The following is a 20555-nucleotide window of genomic DNA, read 5'->3' as shown; positions in this document are numbered from 1 at the left end:
CAGAAACGCCGCCTCAAAAGGGCGGCGTTTTTCATATCTGACTATTTCTTGAACGTACCCAGAATACTGCGCATCAGTGAACGGACAATCTGGCTGGTTGCTGTTCTGGCAGCCTGTTTGAAGACAGCCTCGCTGGTGCTCTGACGCCGGGAAGAGCGGCGTTTGCCGGTAGAGCTTTTACTCTTCTTCGCTTTGGCAGCCCGCAGTTTTTCCTGCTCCTCTGCCTGTTCCAGCCGCTCCGCCTCGGCGGCAGCCTTTTCCGCACGCTCATGCAGGATTTCGTAGGCTGAATGACGGTCAAGCCGTTTGCGATACTTCGCTTCCATGCTTGACGCTGACATCAGTTCCTTGCGGCGCTTTTTGGTGATAGGGCCCATCTGGGAGCAGGGAGGACGGATCAATGTCTGCTCAACGACCGAGGGGACACCTTTTTTCAGCAGGGTACTGACCAGCGCTTCGCCGATGCCAAGCTGTGTAATCACATCCTCTGACTTGAATTTTGGGTTGGGGCGAAAGGTCTCCGCTGCGGCCTTGATGACGCGCTTTTCCTTTGGCGTAAACGCGCGCAGGGCGTGCTGGACGCGGTTACCCAGCTGGCTGGATACACTGTCAGGCACATCCATGGGGTTTTGCGTCACAAAATAAACGCCAACACCCTTGGAGCGGATCAGCCTGACCACCTGCTCGATCTTTTCCAGCAGTGCTTTTGGACAATCATCAAACAGCAGATGTGCTTCATCGAAAAAGAACGCGAAGATCGGTTTGTCCGGGTCACCTATCTCGGGCAATTCCTCGAACAGCTCCGAAAGCAGCCAGAGCAGGAAGGTGCCATAGAGTTTCGGCGTCATCATCAGCTTGTCAGCCGCGAGGATATTGATGATTCCCTTGCCATCCTCATCAGTGCGCAGAAAGTCAGCCAGTTCCAGCGCCGGTTCCCCAAAAAACTTGTCCGCGCCCTGTTCTTCCAGGGCAAGCAGCTTGCGCTGGATTGCGCCGACCGAGGCCGCTGAGACATTGCCATATTCGGCGGAGAGTTCCTTGCGGCGCTCGGCGACATTTACCAACAGGGCGCGCAGGTCCTTCAGGTCCAGCAATAGCATCTTCTCGTCATCGGCCACGCGGAACGCGAGGGTCAGAATGCCTTCCTGGGTATCGTTCAGGTCGAGCAGGCGTGACAGCAGGAGAGGCCCCATCTCACTGACCGTCGCCCGGATCGGGTGCCCCTGTTCGCCATGCAGGTCCCAGAAGGTGACTGGAAACCCGCGATAATCGTAAGGCGACAGGCCCACGGTGGTGGCGCGCTCTTCGAGGAAATCTTTTTCCGTGCCGGCAACAGCCATGCCGGCGAGGTCACTTTTCACATCTGCAACAAAAACCGGCACCCCGGCATCGGAAAAACCCTCTGCCAGAATTTGCAGGGTGACAGTTTTGCCGGTGCCTGTTGCACCTGAAACAAGGCCGTGCCGGTTGGCATATTTCAAGGCGAGACCCACGGGCTGTTCGCCCTTGCCGATGAATACGCTTTCTGTTGCCGCCATTTGTCACTCCGGAATTGCAATCAAGAGCAGGGCTTAGCCGTATTTATTGGCATCTCACAAGTCTGCTTCATCCCTTGAAGATGTGAATTGTGAGGGATGTATTGTGTTTGCTTGAGTCATCCCTAAATCGGAAGTATGGTAAATCATACGTCGGGGGCGACGGACAGGTTACGCAGCGCATGAGGCGCGAAAGGGGATAGAGGCATGTTACGGCTATTATTGGTCATTACGGTTGTTATTGCGGCCATCATCGCAGCAATTACGCTCTCTGGTGGCAATATTACGGAAGTGGCAACGGAAGCCCTTGAGGGGTCTGAGCCAGCATCTGAACAAACACAGGCTGCCAAAGAGCCTGAATCTGAGCCAGTGCAAGCAGAAGCAGGCGATGAGCCAGAGGCAGAGCCTTCTGAGACAGAAAAATCCGGACGCGCTGCCGATGATGCTGCTGCGCTCGCTGATGCTTTCCAGAACACAACAGCACCAGACCCTGAACTTGCTGAAGATGCGGACATGTCGGCAACAGATATGGAAGCTGTAACAGAGGCTGATCCGGAAGCCGCTGGCCCGTCAGAAGAGGGCGATACAGAACAGGCAGCAACGGACGAAAGCGCGACGGAGCCTTCTGCTGAAGAGGATAACGCGCAGACTGATCTGACTGAGCAAGTGAAGAACGAGGCCGCCGAAGCCACAGACGCAGTTACGGGCGCACTTGCAGATGTCAAAGACGCCGCCGCCGAGCAGGTTTCTGACATGGCTGAGAAGGCAGAAGAAGCTGTTTCTGAGGCTGTTGCCGATGAGCCCCTGCTGGATGAACTCGAAGCAGAGCTTGAGGCGATGGAAGATGAGTCCGGGTCTGAGGATGAGGCCGACAGCGATGCGCCAGCCGAGGAAGAAAAGTCTGAATAAGGCGTTAACGGACTAACCAGATCACGGTGTTTGCGCGATTGATGTAATTTTCGCGTTATCCATAACGGCCTGTTAATCACGCTGATGTATGTTTCTCCAATAAAATAGGGGAAGTTGCATGAGTAATACAGCACTGATCGATCTGGATCATCTCGACCGCTACGTTTCTGGTGATGTGGCCTTGCGTGATGAAATTCTCAGCATTTTTGAGGAACAGGCAGATATGTGGACGCGTATGCTTGATCCGAATGCAGAAGATGCAGCGTGGAAAGATGCCGCCCATGCCCTGAAAGGGGCATCTCGCGGTGTTGGTGCCTGGGATGTTGGCGATATCTGTGCACAAGCGGAGACATTGATCGGGGAGGAACGACGTGACGTTGTACGTCGGTCTGTCATTCTCCAGGAGTTACGCGACAAAGTGCACGAGACCGTTGCCGAAGTGCGCCGTCTGCGCAAATCGAAATAATCCTGCGCGACTAGCGTTTCAATTCCGCCATTGCTTTATCAAGACCGTCCAGCGTCAGCGGGAACATGCGGTCTTCAAACAGTTGCTCAACCATCTGGATCGATGGCACATAGCGCCATGAGTCCTCAGAAATCGGGTTCAGCCAGACGGCACGCTCGTAAATATCGAGCAAGCGCTGGAACCAGATTGCCCCGGCCTCCTCATTGAAATATTCCACAGAGCCACCTGGTACTGAAATTTCATAAGGGCTCATGGAAGCATCTCCCACAAAAATGACCTTATAGTCATTGCCGTATGTGTGCAGAACATCCCAGGTTTTGGTTTTATCCGTCCAGCGCCGGTTATTGTCCTTCCAGACATAATCATACAGGCAGTTGTGGAAGTAGAAATATTCCATATGCTTGAATTCTGCTCTTGCAGCAGAAAAAAGCTCTTCCATCAGTTTGATATAGGGGTCCATCGATCCACCTATATCGAAAAAGATCAGCACTTTGATCATATTGCGGCGTTCAGGGCGCATCTTGATGTCAAGATAGCCATGCCGGGCGGTGGCATCAATGGTGCCGCCCAGATCAAATTCGTCCGGTGCGCCCTTGCGGGCAAACTGGCGCAGCTTTCGCAGGGCCATCTTGATGTTCCGGGTGCCGAGTTCTGTTTTGTCATCCAGATTTTGATATTCGCGCTTTTCCCAGACTTTCACAGCCCGCTTGTGCTGCGATTTACCGCCAATACGCACACCTTCCGGATTGTAGCCGCCATTGCCAAAGGGAGACGTGCCGCCGGTGCCAATCCATTTGCTGCCCCCTTCATGACGTTTTTCCTGTTCTTTCAGGCGCTCTTTCAGGGTGTCCATCAGCTTGTCCCAGCCACCCATCGATTCAATCTCGGCTTTTTCTTCGTCTGTCAGATATTTCTCTGTCAGATTGCGCAGCCAGTCTTCGGGTATTTCAGCTTCTGCCAGCAGGCCTTCTTCCACAGTCTCCAGTCCTTTGAAGACATGCCCGAAGACGCGGTCAAACTTGTCGAGATGGCGCTCGTCTTTGACCAGCGCTGCGCGTGAAAGATAATAGAAATCCTCAACCTTGCGGCTGGCAAGATTGGCATCCATCGCTTCCATCAGCGTCAGATATTCGCGCAGCGAAACGGGAATATCGGCTGACTTCAGTTCCTGAAAAAAGTTTATAAACATATGGGCAGACTAGCTGGTAGCGTCATGAAAGCAAGCAGGGTGCGCAGTTCTGCTGCGGCAGCTCCGGCATCAGAAGACGCTCATGATATCCATCAGAGGCTTCTTCTTCAGTGCATGTTCGGGCACGCTCGCATCTTCTGCCGGTTTGCCAACAACAAGGATGAGATATGGTTTCTCCGTTGCGGGGCGGCCAAGAATTTCGTTGAGAAAATGCATGGGGTTGGGGGTATGCGTCAGGGTGACCAGCCCTGCCTGATGCAGGGCGGTAATCAGCATACCCGTCGCAATACCAACGCTTTCATGAATATAGTAATTCTTGCGGTTATCACCTGCATCAACGCCGCCGCGGCGCTGGGCGAAAATGCAGATCAGCCAGGGCGCATCTTCCAGATGTGGCTTGTGCTGATCGGTGCCAATAGGGGAGAGGGCGTCGAGCCATTCTGCGCCAGCCTTGCCAGCATAAAACTCCCGTTCTTCTGCTTCTGCCGCCTCACGGATTCGCTTCTTGATAGCTGCGTCTCCCACCAGCGCGAAATGCCAGGGTTGGTGATTGGCGCCGGAGGGGGCAGTACCGGCAGCCCGGATACAGGTTTCGATCACATCCCCCGGCACGGGATCAGTTGCGTAGTCGCGAATGGAATGGCGTTTACGGACTGTTTCATAAAAACCCTGCGCCTGCGCCCGCATGTCTTCATCGCTCATTGGCTGCCAGTCGCCAAGTTCGCGCAAACTGATATGTTTTTCTTGTTTCACTAACGCCGCCCAAAAAGTCTTTCTATGTCAGCCAGTTTTAACTCCACATAGGTTGGCCGTCCATGGTTGCATTGGCCGGAATGGGGCGTTGCTTCCATCTCCCGCAGCAGGGCGTTCATTTCTTCCGGCAGCAAGCGGCGTCCGGCACGCACAGAACCGCGACAGGCCATAGTGCCGCAGATTTCTTCCAGTTGTTCTTTCAGCGCGAGACCTTCGCCAATGCTGCTGATGTCTTCGACCAGTGCCTTGACCAGTCCCTGAATGTTGGTGTCGCCGAGCAAGGCAGGCGTTTCGCGCACCAGCACAGCGCCGTCACCAAACTCTTCCAGAACGAGCCCCAGCTCAGCAAATTCTGCTGCCCGTTCAACAAGCAGACGTGCTTCATCGCGTTCCAGCTCTATGACTTCCGGGATCAACAGGCCCTGCCGGGCAACGCCGCCAGCCGCAAGGGCGCGTTTCATGCGCTCATAGACAAGGCGCTCATGGGCGGCATGCTGGTCGATAATACACAAACCATCCGCTGTCTGACTGACGATATAAGTTTCATGGAGTTGCGCGCGTGCTGCGCCCAGCGGGTAATCCTCTTTTATCTGCTGCGGAATATCCTGCAGGGGCATGTCCGCGCGGGCGGTTGGCGCATCGACGCCTTCAAAAGCCGCGGGCGTTTCGGCCATTCCTTGTGTCAGGGGGGCCTGCGCCTCGGCAAACGGATTGCCGGCCCTGAAGGCACGCGGCGGCATATTCGAGCTGCCATGTCTGCCTGCCGTGCTGCCGCCACCGCTCTGTATGCGGCCAAGCGCGAAGTCGGCAACAGTGGTGGAGGCTCTGTGCCCTGCCTCAGCCAGCACGTGGCGCAATGCGGAAACCAGCAGGCCGCGCACATGACCTGCGTCCCGAAAACGCACTTCTGTTTTGGCGGGGTGGACATTCACGTCAACAAGCTCTGGCGGCACCTCCAGAAACAGAACAACAGAGGGATGCCGGTCGCGGGCCAGAAAATCCGCATAGGCGCCGCGAATGGCACCAATGATGAGGCGATCCTTGACGGGTCGTCCGTTTACAAACAGATATTGCCTGTCAGGCAGGCCGCGATTATAGGTTGGCAACCCGGCAAATCCGGTCAGGCGCACATCTTCGCGAATGGCTTCAATCGCCAGTGCGTTCTCGCCGAACTCTGCGCCCATGATTTTCGCAAGGCGCGCCAGACTGCCATCGGGTGTATCGGGTTCAGCCGGGTAGGCGAAAACTTTCCGGTCATTGGAGGTCATGGAAAAAGCGACATCATGCCGCGCCATGGCCAGTCTTTTGACCACATCGGTTATAGCTATCGTTTCAGCGCGGTCTGACTTCATGAATTTCAACCGCGCGGGCGTTGCAAAAAACAGATCCGCAACATCAACACGTGTGCCATGACCGGCAAAGGCAACGGGGGCTGGTACACTCATTTTGCTGCCGTGTACAGACAGCTTGTAGGCTGTATCGGCTCCTATCGGGCGCGAGGTGATATCAAGGCGTGCCACCGCGCCTATCGACGGAAGGGCCTCACCCCGAAACCCCATGGTTGCGATATTGGTCAGGTCATAGTCGCCTTCATGGGAAAGCTTCAGTTTGGATGTGGCGTGACGTTCCACGCAAAGCAGCAGACTGTCATGGTCCATGCCGCAGCCATTATCGAGGATGGAGATATGGCTCTTGCCACCTTCGCTGATCGCGATACTGATGTCGGTGGCACCCGCATCCAGCGCATTTTCCACAAGTTCCTTGACCGCAGCTGCCGGCCGTTCAACGACTTCCCCGGCCGCAATTCTGTTCACTGCTTCCGGTGGCAGGCGGTGGATATGGCGCGGTGTGTCTTGCGCTTCGCGGTATGATGTCAGGGCAGGGTGATTCGGCATGGGGTATTATGCCCTTATGGCGGGAGGCAGGCTAGCCCTTAAGACTATCGGTCTTCTCAGCAACAAGGCTCTCAAAATCAAACAGGTCCCGGTCCAGCATGTGGCCGGGTTTGATATGGGCCAGCGCACGCAACATCGTTTCCTTGCGACCGGGAGAGTCCGTTTCCATACGGTCAATCATCTGCTTGATGACCTTACGCTGTAAACCATCCTGAGAGCCACAGAGATCACAGGGGATGATGGGAAAGCGTAATGCGGCGCTGTACCTGGCAAGGTCATCCTCTGCACAGTAACTGAGGGGGCGCAGGACAGTCAGGTCACCTTGATCGTTCAGGAGCTTTGGCGGCATTGCAGCCAGGTGTCCGCCATGGAAGAAATTGAGAAAAAACGTCTCAAGAATGTCCTCGCGATGGTGCCCCAGAACGACCGCATCACACCCTTCTTCGCGCGCGATACGATACAGGTTCCCGCGCCGCAGGCGGGAGCAGAGGGCACAATATGTCTGCCCTGCGGGAATTTTCTCCGTCACGACACGATAAGTGTCACGGAACTCTATTCTGTGGGCGATGCCGGCCTCATTGAGGAAGTCCGGTATTGTGGTTGGCGGGAAACCCGGCTGGCCCTGATCGAGATTGCAGGCCAGAATATCCACGGGCAGGTCGCCGCGTTCCTTCAGGTCCATGAGGATGCCGAGCATTGCCCAGGAGTCCTTGCCACCGGACAGGCAAACCAGCCAGCGGCGGCTATTTTGCAGCATCGAAAAATCACTGACGGCCTGAAGGGCCAGGCGATTCAGTCGTTTGCGCAGCTTGTTGAAGCCAGTGGTTTGCGGCGCATGGCGCAACAGCCAAAATGTCTGTTGAGGGCTGGCAGATATATCCGGTGCTGTCTGATCGTAAGACAAGGTCTGCTCCGTTCAGGTGGCAAATAAAAAGCACCGCCAGACTTTCCAGCGGTGCTTCACATTACATAAAAGTCGGATCTGGACTAGCGCACGCCCGGCAGCTTCAGGGCGCGGCTCGTCTTGGCAATCACGACCTGCTCACCGGCGGTGACATTTTCAATCGAGCGGCGGCGGCTGGCCAGCCATTCTTCCGGATCTTCAACACGCAGCGGAGCTGCTGAGTCATCAATCTGGTTATTGCTCACACGCCAGAAAATCAGGCGGTTAGTGAGGCTGTCATCTTTTTCAGCCCAGCCACCATTTTCTGCTCCCAGAATAGAGCGGATGTTCGGGTCCACATTCAGCGCACCGGCAGCCTGAATAAGCGCAAGCTCACCATCTGTTGGCGGGGCGGATGATTCATCGCCAAGCAGCAGTTGCTGCGCACGTTCAGAAGGTGATTTCTCCTGAGGGCGTGTTTCGCCGGGGCGTGGTGGCCGCAGCGCAAAGTCAGGCGGCAATGTCAGGGGAGCCTTGGTGACCACAGCAAACTCATCCGGGGCATCGCGATTGCGGCCGAACTCGTTTCCACCACTGGCACAAGCTGAAGCAGCGAGGCCGAGTGCGGTGAGGGCAACCAGCAGACGGGGAGACTTGTTCATGGATATCAACTCCTTAACCATAGGAAGCGCGAATATAACGAGGAGAGCAGGCAGAGGGAAGGCCTTAAAGGCTTTTATCCGTCCTTCGGTCACGGCTTTTTGCATTACCGCCGAAAAAGGCATCATAGGCGAGACAGGCCACGCCCACATTGATGGCCGCATCGGCTACATTGAACACATAAGGGAAGTAAAGCCCTGAAAAATCTAGGAAATCGACGACAGCACCATAGACAATGCGGTCATAGGCATTGCCGAGTGCCCCCCCGATAATCAGGCCGACACCAATAGCAGCGACGCGCCTTTTCAGGTCCGTCAGCCAGATTAAAAGTCCGAAAGCAACGCAGATGCTGAGCGTCGAGAAAATTACCCGGGAAGTCATGCCACCGGCAAAAAGGCCAAAGCTCACGCCCCGGTTCCAGACCATGGTCAGATCGAAGATGCCGGATAGCTCAATGCGGCCGCAAAATTCCGGCGTGGTCGGGCTACAATAGGGGCCACCAAGCGGGCTGGCATAAAGCACGATGTGCTTGCTGATCTGGTCCACGATAATGATGATCAGCGACATCAGCAGTACAGGCCGGAACAAGGGATTGCGCGCGGCCTTGCGGCCTTTGACCGCCGCAAGGCGTATCGCATCTTTAATCATGCCGCGCGGAGTGTTCACGGTCTCAGCCATCGGTCTTTTGCTCAAGTGCTGTCACCGCCTCATCGCAGCGCCCGCAAATAGATGCCTCAGCTGTGACTTCTTCGAGAATACGCCAGCAGCGTTGGCATTTGCCGCCATCGGCTTTTGTCGGCAGCACACTGACGCCAGCCGTTTCATCCAGCCTGAAGGCTTCTGCAGGTCCGGTGCCATCCGTCAGCGTCGCAGCGGAGGTAATGCTCAACTCCGCCCAGTCTACATCCTGGCAGAGCGCGCGCAGCACATCATCTTCAATATGAATGACTGGGGCTGCTTCCAGGCTGGCACCAATTCGCTTTTCGCGTCTTTCGACTTCCAGTGCACCGGTGACAACTTTGCGTACTGTACGGATTTTTCCCCATTTCCCGGCAAGCGCTGCATTGTTCCACTCAGATGGCACATCTGCAAATTGCAGAAGATGCACAGATGTATGTTCCTGATCGGGATAGCGGTGCAGGAATACCTCTTCTGTTGTGAACGGACAGATCGGCGCGAGCCAGCGCATGATGTGGTCCAGTAATGTGTTCATGACCGTGCGCGCGGCACGGCGGGTCATATCGTCCGGGCTGTCGCAATAGAGGCTGTCCTTGCGGATATCCAGATAGAAGGAAGACAGGTCCAGAGAGCAGAAATCACTGACACGGCGCCACACAGCCTTGAAATCGAAAGCCGCGTAGGATTTGTGTACGTCCGCATCGACACCAGCCAACAGATGCAGGACATATTGTTCAAGCTCCGGCATCTCCTGCACATCAACGGTTTCAGCCTCGCTATAGCCTGAGACAGCCCCCAGCAGATAGCGCAATGTATTGCGCAATTTGCGGTAGGCATCGACCGCCGACCCGATAATCTCGTCGCCAACGCGCGGATCCTCGGTGTAGTCAATACTGGCCGCCCAGATACGGATGATCTCCGCGCCATACTGTTTGATGATTGTTTCCGGCAGGATCACATTGCCGAGGGACTTGGACATTTTACGCCCGTCACTGTCCACCACAAAACCATTGGTGATGATATGCTTGTAGGGTGGACGCCCCCTGGTGCCACAGCTTTGCAACAGGGAAGACTGGAACCAGCCGCGATGCTGGTCAGAGCCTTCACAATAGACGTCAGCTGGCCAGGTCAGATCCTCCCGGTCTTCCAGTACGAAGGCGTGAGTGGAACCTGAATCGAACCACACATCCAGAATGTCTTCAACTTTCTCGTAATCATCGACGGGATGATCCGGACCCAGAAAATCTTCCATCGGTGTGTCAAACCAGGCGTCCGCGCCGCGTTCCTGAATTGCTGACAGGACACGCTGGTTCACTGCCGGGTCATTGAGAATGTCACCGGTTTCCCGGTTAACGAAAATCGTGATCGGAACCCCCCAGGCGCGCTGGCGGGAGATCAGCCAGTCGGGGCGTCCCTCGACCATTGAGCGGATACGGTTGCGCGCCTGTGCCGGGGTGAAACCTGTATCGTCGATGCCTTTCAGCGCTTTCTCGCGCAGGCTTGTGCCATCGGCCATTTTTTTGCCGAGGGCGATAAACCATTGCGGCGTATTCCGGAAAATCACAGGCGCGCGCGAACGCCAGGAATGGGGATAGGAGTGTTTCAGGCGCCCGCGCGCCAGCAGTGCACCATGCTCCAGCAGAGCATCAATGACGGCCTTGTTGGCATCGCCATCCTTGCCCTTCTTCTTGCCTTCCGTGACAATCACCTGTCGGCCTTCAAAACCGGGAGCCTCACTGGTATAGGCACCCATCTCGTTTACCGTATGCGGAATGTCTGTCATGGAAAGGCCATGGGCCATCCAGGCATCAAAGTCCTCAGCCCCGTGACTCGGAGCGGTATGGACAAAGCCCGTACCCGCTTCATCCGTCACATGGTCGCCGGAGAGCAGGGGAATATCGAACATATAGCCTTCTGCATGTCCGCGCAGCGGATGATGGCAGAGCGCTGTTGCGAGGCTTTCGGGGGGGACATCATCCAGTCTTTTCCATTCGGCGATGAGGCCAGCACTGCGAACGCTTTCAGCCAGAGCGTCTGCGACAATCAACTGGTCGCCCGGCTTTGACCATGGTTCAAAGTCGAGATCACCCTGCATTTCCAAAACTTCGTACACACCATAGGACATGCGTGGACCATAGCAGATGGCCCGGTTGCCAGGGATCGTCCATGGCGTTGTGGTCCAGATCACGATGGACGCATTTTCCAGCCCGGCAGGGGCCTTGCCATCAGCAAACGGGAATTTCACCCAGATTGTTGTTGACTGGTGATCATGATATTCGATTTCCGCTTCGGCCAGCGCCGTCTGTTCGACAGGCGACCACATAACAGGCTTCGAGCCGCGATAGAGCAGGCCCGCATCAACGAATTTCAGCAATTCACGGGCAATAACCGCTTCTGACGTGAAAGCCATTGTGGTGTACGGATTTTCCCAATCCCCCTCGCCGCCAAGACGGCGAAACTCGTCACACTGGATATCCAGCCATTTCTGGGCATAGGTGCGACACTGGGCACGGAACTCAACAGCCGGTACATCGCGTTTATTGCGCCCTCTGGCGCGGAATTCTTCCTCGACCTTCCATTCGATCGGCAAGCCATGGCAGTCCCAGCCGGGGACGTAATTGGCGTCAAAACCGTCCATCTGCCGAGAGCGCACAATCATGTCCTTGAGAATTTTTGTCAGCCCGGTGCCCATATGGATGTTGCCATTGGCGTATGGCGGCCCATCGTGAAGCACGAAAGGTGTGCGCCCACGGGCGTCCTCGCGTAACTGCCGGTAGAGGCCCATGTCCGCCCAGCGCTGCAACAGTTTTGGCTCTGCCTTGGGCAGGCCGGCGCGCATGGGGAACCCGGTATTTGGAAGGAAAAGTGTATCTTTGTAATCGCGCCCTGTATCTGGCGCATCATTGCTGTCAGGCATTGAATTCTGGTCCGCTGTCAATCGTGTTGAAAATCGTCTAGCGCGGGTTCGCTACCAGCGCCAATACTTATATCTCCCGGCCTGCCGACGATATGAGACGGAAGACCGGGCCTGTAATTCGAAAAAACGGATCAACAAAATGGGCCATGCCTGATCTCTACAGCATCAGGCGACAACTGCAAGTCTTCTGCTTCCATGGCGCTTAGGCTTCGCGCAGGAAGCGCCCTTCGAGAGGTGATTCAAGCGGCGTTGTCACTGGTGCGTCCAGATCAGCGTCATATTCAGCGCCAAATTCTGCCGCACAGCCAAAAGATGTCCAGATATAGACATCCTGCAGGCCCCATGACTCGCCGTAAACGCATGGTGCCTGGGAGTATTGTTCCGAGAGCCAGATTTTATTGGCGGAAACCGGGATCGGACAGAAAATACGTGTGTCACTGCCATCTGATGAGCAGCTCAGATAATGATCCGACGTGTCGCGGCTGTCCGCCATGGAAGGGGAGAAAGTCAGACTGCCGGCAAAAATCACGAACAAGCTGACGGCTTTCAGGGGGGATGCAGGTGTCATAGGCGAACCTTTCTTCTGCGTGACCAACCCCTACGTGATGATACAATATCACATTGATGGCTATTTGCAAGTTCCCCGAGAAGGTTTGAGGACATTTTCTCCTCAAAGTTGAAACGCTTGTGACATAAAATAGCCCGGGTGAGTGCCCGGGCTATACAGTCTCAACTACTGGACAGGGGGATTAGTATCCGCTGAGCCGGAAATTGAACCCGCACTGCCGTCCGCCATCGCCAAAGTCATAGCGGGTGAGGCGTGTATAGTCACGGGAGGCTTCACAGCCGAAGACCGGATAGTGGAAGTGGTTATCATGGGGCACACGGAATATCAGTTCCAGATTCCAGCCACCGCCTCTGCGTCCCTGGCTTGCGCGCTGTACACGTTCAAAACGGGCACGCCTGAAGCCATCGCGTCTCAGCTGCGTTTCTGCACGCGCGATGCAGTTACCGATCGCAATGTCGCGGGAGAGGCCATAATTATTGCCATAACCGTACCCGTTATTGCCATAGCCATTATTGCCGTATCCATTATTCCCATAACCATAGCCGTTATTGTTTCCATAGCCGTTGTTATCATAGCCATTACGGGAAAACTCATAAGTGACGCGGAAGACGCCACGACAGCCATTCTGGACCCAGATCTGATTATTGCGATAGCCCCAGTCATTACCACGGCGACACTGAGCCTTTGATTCCCGGTCATATAAAGAGACATTCCGGATACGACCATTCAGCCGACAGGTGCGCTTACGAAAGTCTTCTGACTTGCAGCGCACAAATTCGCTCTGGTTATTAGAGTTGCCATAATTATTATAGCCATATCGCTCAGAGCCATAGCGGCTGTTGTTATCTGCAGCTTGCGCGGCAACAGTACCGAGGGTGAGCGGCGCGATGAGCGCCAGAGCATATTTTAAGGGCTTGCGAAGCCAGCGTCCTGTCAGGTCCATTACGGGTCTCCATGCATTTTTTGGTCACTTTTCTGTCCCAGCAATGTCATGGTTAACAAAAATTAAGGCCGCAATGGGGCGCTATTGGGGCGCCGGGCAGGCGGTTGCAACGTTTGCGCGAGCGGGGTGAGAGGCGCTGTTTCAGGCCAGCAGGCGGGCAGCCGTGTCACAATCAGCTGCAATCTGCGCTTTCAGGGCATCAAGGCCATCAAACTTCTGTTCAGGTCTGATGAAGTGATGGAATGATACCGACAGTGTCTCGCCGTAAATGTCCTGATCGAAATCGAACAGGAAGACTTCCAGCAACACGCCCTTGCCATCTACCGTAGGCCGGTTACCGAAATTGGCGACGCCTCTGGCTTCGTTCTCTCCGATTCGCGCGGTTACGGCGTAAACCCCTTTTGCCGGTTGGATATAGTTCTCTGTACTGATATTGGCGGTTGGAAAATTCAGGGTGCGCCCCAGTTGCTGACCCTTCTGCACAATCCCTTCCACAGTGAAGGGCCGCCCCATGATATCTGCGGCCACCTCCGGTTTGCCATCTCGCAGGGCCTGACGCGCCTGTGAGGATGAGTATTTTTCGCTGGCGCCCGCCATGGCAGCAGGCGCAACAATGTGCACACTCATCCCGGCGCTTTCACCCAGGCTTTCCAATGCCTGTGTCGTGCCCGCGCGTTTCTGCCCAAACCGGAAGCCTTCGCCAACCACAACACCTGCAAGCCCCAGCACGTTGCCCAGAATGTCATTCACAAAATCTTCCGGGCTCAACATCGACAGTTGCCTGTTGAAAGGCACCACAAAGACGGTGTCGATTCCCTGTTCTCCCAAAAGGGCGATCTTCTGTTCACGACTGGTCAAGAGGAACGGATCGCCGGTCGGGTCAAATACCTGACGCGGATGCGGATCAAAGATAATCGCACCAAGTGGCTTCTGTCTTTCCTGCGCAAATCTGGCAGCTTCGCCAATCAGGACTTGATGGCCTTTATGCACACCGTCCATATTGCCCATCACAGCCACATGGCCACGGTGTGCCTCTGACAGGGCGCAATTCAGGGGCGTATGAATAATGGTCGGCATATGCGTTTTCACCAGGCCAGCTGATCCATTGCAGCATGGGCGTGCACGTCATGGTCTGACAGTAACCGGTTCAGTTTTTCCATATCCAGAACACCGGCATCATTGCGCGCTTCCTTGCTGAAAATACCATGGGCCACGAATACCACATCAAGGTCATGCCTGTTAGCCCCCAGGATGTCTGTCTGCAAACCATCGCCGACAGCCAGAACCCGCTGCGGCGGGGTGCCATTATTGGCTTTTGTGAGCCGGGACATGGCCAGGTCATAAATCGGCTCATGCGGCTTGCCGGAGAGCAGCGTCTCGCCGCCAAGCTGGTCATAGACCTGTGCCAGTGCGCCGCCGCAATAAATCATGCGGTCGCCAAGTTGCACGACAGTATCCGGATTGGCGCAGATCATCGGCAGGTTCAGCTCCTTGGCCTGCGACAGCATCTCCCGGTAATCCTCTGGCGTTTCCGTGCTGTCATCAAACAGGCCGGTGCAAAGGATGAATTTTGCCTGCTCAAGGGGAACGAACTCAATATCCAGTGCCTCAAACAACGTGTCATCCTTGTCCGGGCCGAGCCTGAAAGCGGGCTGGCCGCGAAAGGCTTCAACTGACGCGCGCGTTGCATCGCCGGAGGTGACAACGCCATCATAGGCGCTGCGCGGCAGGCCAAGCCTGTCCAGTTGTGGCGGGATCACGTCGTTCAGGCGCGGTGCGTTGGTCAGAATGAAGACCGGCCCGCGCGTTTCGCGAAAGTTTGTCAGCGCGTCGGCTACACCGGGGAAAAGCTCAATGCCATTGTGGATCACGCCCCAGGCATCGCACAAAAGGGCATCATACTGGTCAGCGATTTCGGCGAGGCCGCTAATATGCAAGGGTGCGTTCATAAGTTGCGCTTAAACAGGGCCAGGGAACGGGTCAAGGCGCATCTTGACCGCAATGTTGGCAATGCCTACATTCGGCATGTGATAGAAACAGGAGATCAGGCGCATGGGTTACAGACCGTTATCTTTCAGCAGGAAGTATCGCGTGGAAGAGCTTGAAACCATTGAAGGTTTTCCCGTGCCTCCAACGCAGCCCGTTGCACCCTTTCATGCTTTTGCGTCGGTCATGAAGCTACTCGCCAATAAGGAAGACACACGGCAGGTATTTGAAATTGTCGGCGCCATGGCGGGCAAAAGCCATCACCGCTTTTTCGAGCGCTTTGTCAGCAGCGACTATGGCCGCCGTGTTGCCACCGAGCCGGTGAAACTTGAAGAGATCATGACCCGTAAGGAGTGGCTGCGCAGTTTGCCTGACGGCTCTGTGGGCAGAGCCTATCTTGCCTTCATGGAAGGAGAGAATCTGACACCTGACGGTGTTGTTGGTGCGGCAGAGGAAGCTGGCATCGGCTATACCGAGCAGACACAGTTCCCAGAAATGCGCCGCATGTCGCTGAATTTTGAAGTGGCGCATGTCATCACCGGCTATGGCCGTGACACGCTGGGCGAACTTTGTCTGTTGATCTATACCCGCACACAGACCGGCAATGAGGGCTTGCGCCTGATTACATGGATCGGGGCGCTGGCCGGGAAGGTTGAAAAGCCCGGCATGAAAATCCTCAGTGCCATGAAGGAAGCCAAAGCCATGGGGGATAAATCGGCCTGGCTGCCTGCAGAAGATATTGAGGCGCTGCTTGAAGAACCGCTCTCGGCAGCACGGGCACGCATGAATATCATCGACCCAGTGGTCTATAAGTCCATTCCTGTGGACGAGAAGTCTGCTTTGCTCAAGCCACGTGTGCAGGCAACACAGAGCCAGCGCGAACAGGCGGCCTGATAAGTCAAAACACAGGTTTTGATAGAAATTTCTGCCTGCTCTGGAAGCCGCAATGGCATCGCCATATCTGCTCCGTAAGCAGAAGGAGACAGCTATGATGCACTTAAAAACATTTTTCGGTGCGATGCTCGCCATCGCCGGGTTCGGCTTCGCATCTGCGAGCGCCACTGACATCCCCGCGACAGACCTGCCCTCCAAAGCAGAACTGGCGGAGGAGACAAAGCTGACTTCCGCACAAATCAGTGTGGACACGGTCTGGGATGAAATTGCCCGCGAAGGCGTCATCGTTGCCGAAGAGAGCGGTCAGCTGATCGGTATCATCACCAGCAGTGATGATACCACCACAAAAGAAAATCAGGCTGAAAGCCTCTGACTCGCCCCTTATGGGCTGCTTGCTGGCGCACACCGCTGTCAGGCAGCCTTTGCGTGTTCCAGTTCATTGATGATGTAGTCGCGCAGCAGCAGGGCAGCCGGTGACAGGCTGGGCGTTTCGACCAGAGCGATCTCGGAATCTTCAAGCGCTGGCAAGCCGGTCGCGTCGTCATACAGGACGGTCAAATCCCGTGGCACCATCTCTTTTGGCAGAACAGCCACCCCAAGTCCTGCCCGGACAGCGGCGTGGATTCCTGCCAGTGATCCGCAGGTATAGGCAATGCGCCAGTTACGATTGGATTTTTTCAGGGCGCTGATGGCACGCCGTCGATAGACGCAAGGGTCCGGCGACACGGCCAGGGGCAGGGACTGTTCTGCCTGAACAGTATCTTTGCTGCGGGCCACCCAGACCAGCGGCTCACGCCAGACCCGCAGGCTGCTGCGGCGCATATCACCGGTGCCGCGCTCCTGTTTGATCAGTGCGATATCCAGTCCCCCGCTTTTGAAACGCCGTACAAGGTCGAGTGTCAACTCGCAGGTTACCTCCAGCGCGACCTTGGGATAGCGTGATGAGAACCGTGACAGCACTGTCGGCAGGTGGGATGTGGCAAAGTCTTCCGGTGCACCAAGGCGAACAGAACCGGACACTTCAGTTTCAAGATACCTCGCCGCAATGTCATCATTGTGCCGCAACAGGGCCCGTGCGTCTTCCAGAAACAGGGCACCCTCCGGGGTCAATGTGATATTGCGCGGTGTACGGTCCATCAGCTTGACGCCGATCTGGTCTTCCAGCCTTTTGATCTGAAGCGAGACAGCAGACTGTCCGCGCATGAGCTGCTCTGCGGCTTGTGAAAATCCACCACACTCCACAACGGTGACGAAGGAGCGCAACAGGTCGGGGTTGAGATTCAGTTGTTGTGGCATGAGAGTCCTATGATTGATAAAATCAATTTATGGATTTTCATTATCAATTTCAACAATCAAATGAGTCTGCCTATGTCCACCTCAACCTAACAAGGAGAAACTGATGAACGCCCCTGTGACCCCGAAAGATTTTCGTAACTTCAAAGTTATTGACCGGGCAGATGCTGCCGTGCCGGTGACGGTGGCCTATGGCGATGGCATCGGGCCTGAGATCATGAAAGCCTGTCTGAAAGTCCTGACTGCCGGCAGGGCCAACCTGCAATATGAGCCGATTGAGATTGGTGAGGAAGTGTACCTTTCCGGGCAGACCGCAGGCATTGATGCAGAAGCCTGGGAAAGCCTGCGCCGTACCAAGGTGTTCTACAAGGCCCCGATTACAACGCCGCAGGGCAGTGGCTATAAAAGCCTCAATGTCACCGTGCGCAAATCTCTCGGCATGTTCTCAAACATTCGCCCGTCGGTTTCCTACATGCCATTCGTGCCGTCAAAACATCCGGAAATGGATGTGGTTGTTATCCGGGAGAATGAGGAAGACCTGTATGCCGGTATTGAGCACCGTCAGACTGATGAAGTGTTCCAGTGTCTAAAATTGGTATCCCGTCCGGGTACGGAGCGCATCGTGCGCTACGCCTTTGAATATGCCAGAGCCAATGGCCGCCGCAAGGTGAGCTGTTTCTCCAAGGACAATATCATGAAACTGACAGATGGTCTGTTTCACCAGGTATTTGACGAGATTGCGGCTGAATATCCTGATATCGAAGATGATCACTGGATCATCGACATCGGGGCAGCGCGCCTGGCCGCCAAGCCTGAGCAGTTTGATGTGATCGTCACGTCCAATCTCTATGGCGACATCATCTCCGACATTGCCGGAGAGATCAGCGGCTCCGTAGGTCTTAGGCCATCAGCCAATATCGGCAGTCACTGCGCCATGTTCGAAGCGATCCACGGCTCAGCGCCGGATATTGCTGGCCAGAATGTGGCAAACCCGTCCGGTCTTCTGCTCGCGGGCGTGATGATGCTTGTCCATATCGGCCAGACAGAGGCTGCCGAGCGTATTCACAATGCCTGGTTGCGGACTATTGAAGAAGGCTTCCACACAGCAGACACCTATCACGCTGGTCTGATGAACAGGAACGTGACAACGGATGAATTTGCCGAGGCCGTTATCGAACGCTTGGGGCAGAAGCCACAGAAGCTGAAGCCGGTAGCCTATAACCGTGATGCTGAAATCAATGTGCCAGAGCCGGTTCGCGCCAAGCCGCATGTCAAGAAACAGGTTGGTATTGATATCTTTGTCCATGCTGACACGACGCCGGATGCCTTGGCAGAAAAACTTCAGGCTGCTGCGCCAGCCTGCCTGGAGCTTGTCATGATCTCCAATCGGGGGGTGAAAGTATGGCCAAACGGAATGCCCGAAACATTCTGCACCGATCACTGGCGCTGCCGCTACATGATGCGGGACGATCAGGAATTGGCCATGCCGGAAATGCTCAAGCTGTTTGAGGCACTGGGGGCAGCACGTGTCGATGTCATCAAGACAGAGAACCTCTGCACCTTTGACGGCAAGGCAGGATATTCCCTCGGCCAAGGCCAATAGGCAAACAGCGCCAGCAGTCAAAACTGCGCGTATAACAACAAAAAGCCGCCCTCAACGGGGCGGCTTTTCTTGTTCTTGGCAGACTGATCAACCTTGTTGTGGCGGTGCAATCTGAATTTCGACGCGGCGGTTCTGCTGCTTGCCGTATGGTGTGGTGTTGTCGGCAACCGGACGGGTCTCGCCGTAACCGATGGCATCAATCCGACCAACATTCACGCCCTGGCCAGCGAGATAGTTGCCAACACTTTCAGCGCGCTGCACGGAAAGTTGCTCATTATAGGCATAGTCGCCGTCAGAGTCCGTATGGCCTTCCACGCGGATCACCGTCTGGTTGTATTTCGCCAATACAGTGGAGACTGAATTCAGGGTGCGGTAAAAGTCAGGGCGGATGGCTGACTGGGCAGTATCAAAAGTAATATTGCCTGGCATTACCAGTTCGATCTGGTTGCCAACCCGGTTCACGCGCACGCCAGTTGTTTCCAGCTCGGCACGCAATTCAGCTTCCTGACGGTCCATGTAATTGCCGATCCCGCCGCCAATGGCAGCCCCGGCAGCTGCACCGATGGCAGCGTTCTTGGCGGCCTGTTCACCGTCATTGGTGTTGGTCAGGGCCCCGGCCGCCGCGCCGATGACAGCGCCGATCGTTGCGCCGCGCGCGGTGTTGGATGTCTTCTGCTGACCTGTATAAGGATCAGTGGTGGTACAAGCGGTGGCGGCCAGCGCCATAACGCTTACTGCTAAAAGTTTTTTCATCGCGAATTCTCCTCGCTCCATTGATGACGTCATTCAATAACGCCATGCGCTGAAGGCAGTTCCCGGAAGTGACGATATAAATTTCTGTCATGCCGTTCCTGCATCTGAGGACTTGGGGGCACCCTGACGCCATTACCATGTCCGTACTGTGTCAGAACTGTGTGCAAGATCACAATTATGTTGGCGGGCAATCCTTGACTCACGCCGGGGCTGTTCTTATATGCCCGCTATCAGCACTCTTGCGAGGTGAGTGCCAAATATGGCCATAACCTCTAAGGTGTTGAAAAAATTACTGTTTCAAAGCCAACCTCAAGGGAGATATACTCAATGGCTTTCAGACCACTCCATGATCGCGTGCTGGTACGCCGCGTTGAAGAAGACGAAAAAACATCAGGCGGGATCATTATTCCTGACTCAGCAAAGGAAAAGCCACAGGAAGGCGAGATCGTCGCTGTTGGTTCCGGCGCCCGTGGTGACGACAATGAGATCGTGCCATTGGAAGTCAAGGAAGGCGATCGCATCCTGTTTGGCAAATGGTCCGGCACCGAAGTCAAGCTGAATGGCGAAGACCTCATCATCATGAAAGAGTCCGACATCATGGGGATCATGGACTAGGTCCACCCCTGATCT

At 55.4% G+C, this 20555-nt stretch carries 20 protein-coding genes; 6 read left to right on the top strand and 14 right to left on the bottom strand.

Annotated elements, in window-relative coordinates:
- Window positions 1-41 precede the first annotated feature (41 nt).
- A complete protein-coding gene (locus RAL90_RS09600) occupies window positions 42-1538 on the bottom strand; it encodes a helicase HerA-like domain-containing protein (protein ID WP_306250010.1) in 1497 nt (498 codons plus the stop codon).
- A 204-nt stretch (window positions 1539-1742) separates the two neighbouring features.
- Between RAL90_RS09600 and RAL90_RS09595 the strand changes: the two genes are divergently transcribed.
- Together RAL90_RS09595 and RAL90_RS09590 are read left to right on the top strand one after the other, a co-directional pair.
- Complete coding sequence (locus tag RAL90_RS09595) at window positions 1743-2444, top strand: hypothetical protein (protein ID WP_306250007.1); 702 nt, start codon at window positions 1743-1745, stop codon at window positions 2442-2444.
- A 118-nt stretch (window positions 2445-2562) separates the two neighbouring features.
- Window positions 2563-2910 (top strand): Hpt domain-containing protein, encoded by a 348-nt coding sequence (locus tag RAL90_RS09590; RefSeq protein WP_306250005.1) that lies wholly within the window; start codon window positions 2563-2565, stop codon window positions 2908-2910.
- 10 nt (window positions 2911-2920) lie between these two features.
- Here the strand turns inward: RAL90_RS09590 and RAL90_RS09585 are convergent, their stop codons facing one another.
- From RAL90_RS09585 to RAL90_RS09535, 11 genes are all read right to left on the bottom strand, one after another.
- The gene (locus RAL90_RS09585) at window positions 2921-4099 is read right to left on the bottom strand and encodes a VWA domain-containing protein (RefSeq protein WP_306250003.1); all 1179 of its coding nucleotides are present in this window, start codon (window positions 4097-4099) and stop codon (window positions 2921-2923) included.
- A 69-nt stretch (window positions 4100-4168) separates the two neighbouring features.
- Window positions 4169-4801, bottom strand: a complete 633-nt coding sequence (locus tag RAL90_RS09580) for a nitroreductase family protein (RefSeq protein ID WP_372340465.1) — start codon at window positions 4799-4801, stop codon at window positions 4169-4171.
- A gap of 50 nt (window positions 4802-4851) precedes the next feature.
- Window positions 4852-6747, bottom strand: a complete 1896-nt coding sequence (gene mutL / locus RAL90_RS09575) for a DNA mismatch repair endonuclease MutL (protein WP_306249999.1) — start codon at window positions 6745-6747, stop codon at window positions 4852-4854.
- A gap of 31 nt (window positions 6748-6778) precedes the next feature.
- On the bottom strand, window positions 6779-7651 hold the full coding sequence (ttcA, locus tag RAL90_RS09570) for a tRNA 2-thiocytidine(32) synthetase TtcA (RefSeq protein WP_306249997.1): 873 nt from the start codon (window positions 7649-7651) through the stop codon (window positions 6779-6781).
- Between the two features lie 83 nt (window positions 7652-7734).
- A complete protein-coding gene (locus RAL90_RS09565; RefSeq protein WP_306249995.1) occupies window positions 7735-8292 on the bottom strand; it encodes a DUF3035 domain-containing protein in 558 nt (185 codons plus the stop codon).
- 64 nt (window positions 8293-8356) lie between these two features.
- Window positions 8357-8968: a signal peptidase II gene (gene lspA, locus RAL90_RS09560; RefSeq protein ID WP_306249993.1), complete on the bottom strand. Its 612-nt coding sequence runs from the start codon at window positions 8966-8968 to the stop codon at window positions 8357-8359.
- Window positions 8961-11885, bottom strand: coding sequence for an isoleucine--tRNA ligase (ileS, locus tag RAL90_RS09555; protein WP_306249991.1), 2925 nt, complete (start codon window positions 11883-11885; stop codon window positions 8961-8963). The genes lspA and ileS overlap by 8 nt, the downstream gene beginning before the upstream one ends.
- Window positions 11886-12087: 202 nt before the next feature.
- Entirely contained in the window at window positions 12088-12453 is a 366-nt protein-coding gene (locus RAL90_RS09550; protein ID WP_306249989.1) for a DUF3011 domain-containing protein, read from the bottom strand.
- Between the two features lie 181 nt (window positions 12454-12634).
- Complete coding sequence (locus tag RAL90_RS09545; RefSeq protein WP_306249987.1) at window positions 12635-13396, bottom strand: DUF3011 domain-containing protein; 762 nt, start codon at window positions 13394-13396, stop codon at window positions 12635-12637.
- 141 nt (window positions 13397-13537) lie between these two features.
- Window positions 13538-14485 (bottom strand): bifunctional riboflavin kinase/FAD synthetase, encoded by a 948-nt coding sequence (locus RAL90_RS09540; protein ID WP_306249985.1) that lies wholly within the window; start codon window positions 14483-14485, stop codon window positions 13538-13540.
- Window positions 14482-15345 (bottom strand): TIGR01459 family HAD-type hydrolase, encoded by an 864-nt coding sequence (locus RAL90_RS09535; protein WP_306249983.1) that lies wholly within the window; start codon window positions 15343-15345, stop codon window positions 14482-14484. Before RAL90_RS09535 ends, RAL90_RS09540 begins: the two co-directional genes overlap by 4 nt.
- A 103-nt stretch (window positions 15346-15448) precedes the next feature.
- Between RAL90_RS09535 and RAL90_RS09530 the strand changes: the two genes are divergently transcribed.
- Together RAL90_RS09530 and RAL90_RS09525 are read left to right on the top strand one after the other, a co-directional pair.
- On the top strand, window positions 15449-16276 hold the full coding sequence (locus RAL90_RS09530; protein WP_306249981.1) for a Coq4 family protein: 828 nt from the start codon (window positions 15449-15451) through the stop codon (window positions 16274-16276).
- Window positions 16277-16370: 94 nt separating this feature from the next.
- Window positions 16371-16649, top strand: coding sequence for a hypothetical protein (locus RAL90_RS09525; RefSeq protein WP_306249979.1), 279 nt, complete (start codon window positions 16371-16373; stop codon window positions 16647-16649).
- A 38-nt stretch (window positions 16650-16687) separates the two neighbouring features.
- On the opposite strand, the gene RAL90_RS09520 is transcribed toward RAL90_RS09525, so the two are convergent.
- On the bottom strand, window positions 16688-17572 hold the full coding sequence (locus RAL90_RS09520; RefSeq protein ID WP_306249977.1) for a LysR substrate-binding domain-containing protein: 885 nt from the start codon (window positions 17570-17572) through the stop codon (window positions 16688-16690).
- A gap of 214 nt (window positions 17573-17786) precedes the next feature.
- Between RAL90_RS09520 and RAL90_RS09515 the strand changes: the two genes are divergently transcribed.
- On the top strand, window positions 17787-19172 hold the full coding sequence (locus tag RAL90_RS09515) for an NADP-dependent isocitrate dehydrogenase (RefSeq protein ID WP_372340464.1): 1386 nt from the start codon (window positions 17787-17789) through the stop codon (window positions 19170-19172).
- An 87-nt stretch (window positions 19173-19259) separates the two neighbouring features.
- Here the strand turns inward: RAL90_RS09515 and RAL90_RS09510 are convergent, their stop codons facing one another.
- Window positions 19260-19925, bottom strand: coding sequence for an OmpA family protein (locus tag RAL90_RS09510; RefSeq protein WP_306249973.1), 666 nt, complete (start codon window positions 19923-19925; stop codon window positions 19260-19262).
- 327 nt (window positions 19926-20252) lie between these two features.
- On the opposite strand from RAL90_RS09510, the gene groES reads away from it, so the two are divergent.
- Complete coding sequence (gene groES / locus RAL90_RS09505) at window positions 20253-20540, top strand: co-chaperone GroES (protein WP_306249971.1); 288 nt, start codon at window positions 20253-20255, stop codon at window positions 20538-20540.
- The last annotated feature ends 15 nt before the right edge of the window (window positions 20541-20555 follow it).

This window comes from Parvularcula sp. IMCC14364, assembly GCF_030758415.1.
Taxonomy (GTDB): Bacteria; Pseudomonadota; Alphaproteobacteria; order Caulobacterales; family Parvularculaceae; genus Aquisalinus.
The sequence above is the reverse complement of the archived record's forward strand: the minus strand, read 5'-3'. Positions and strand labels throughout refer to the sequence as shown.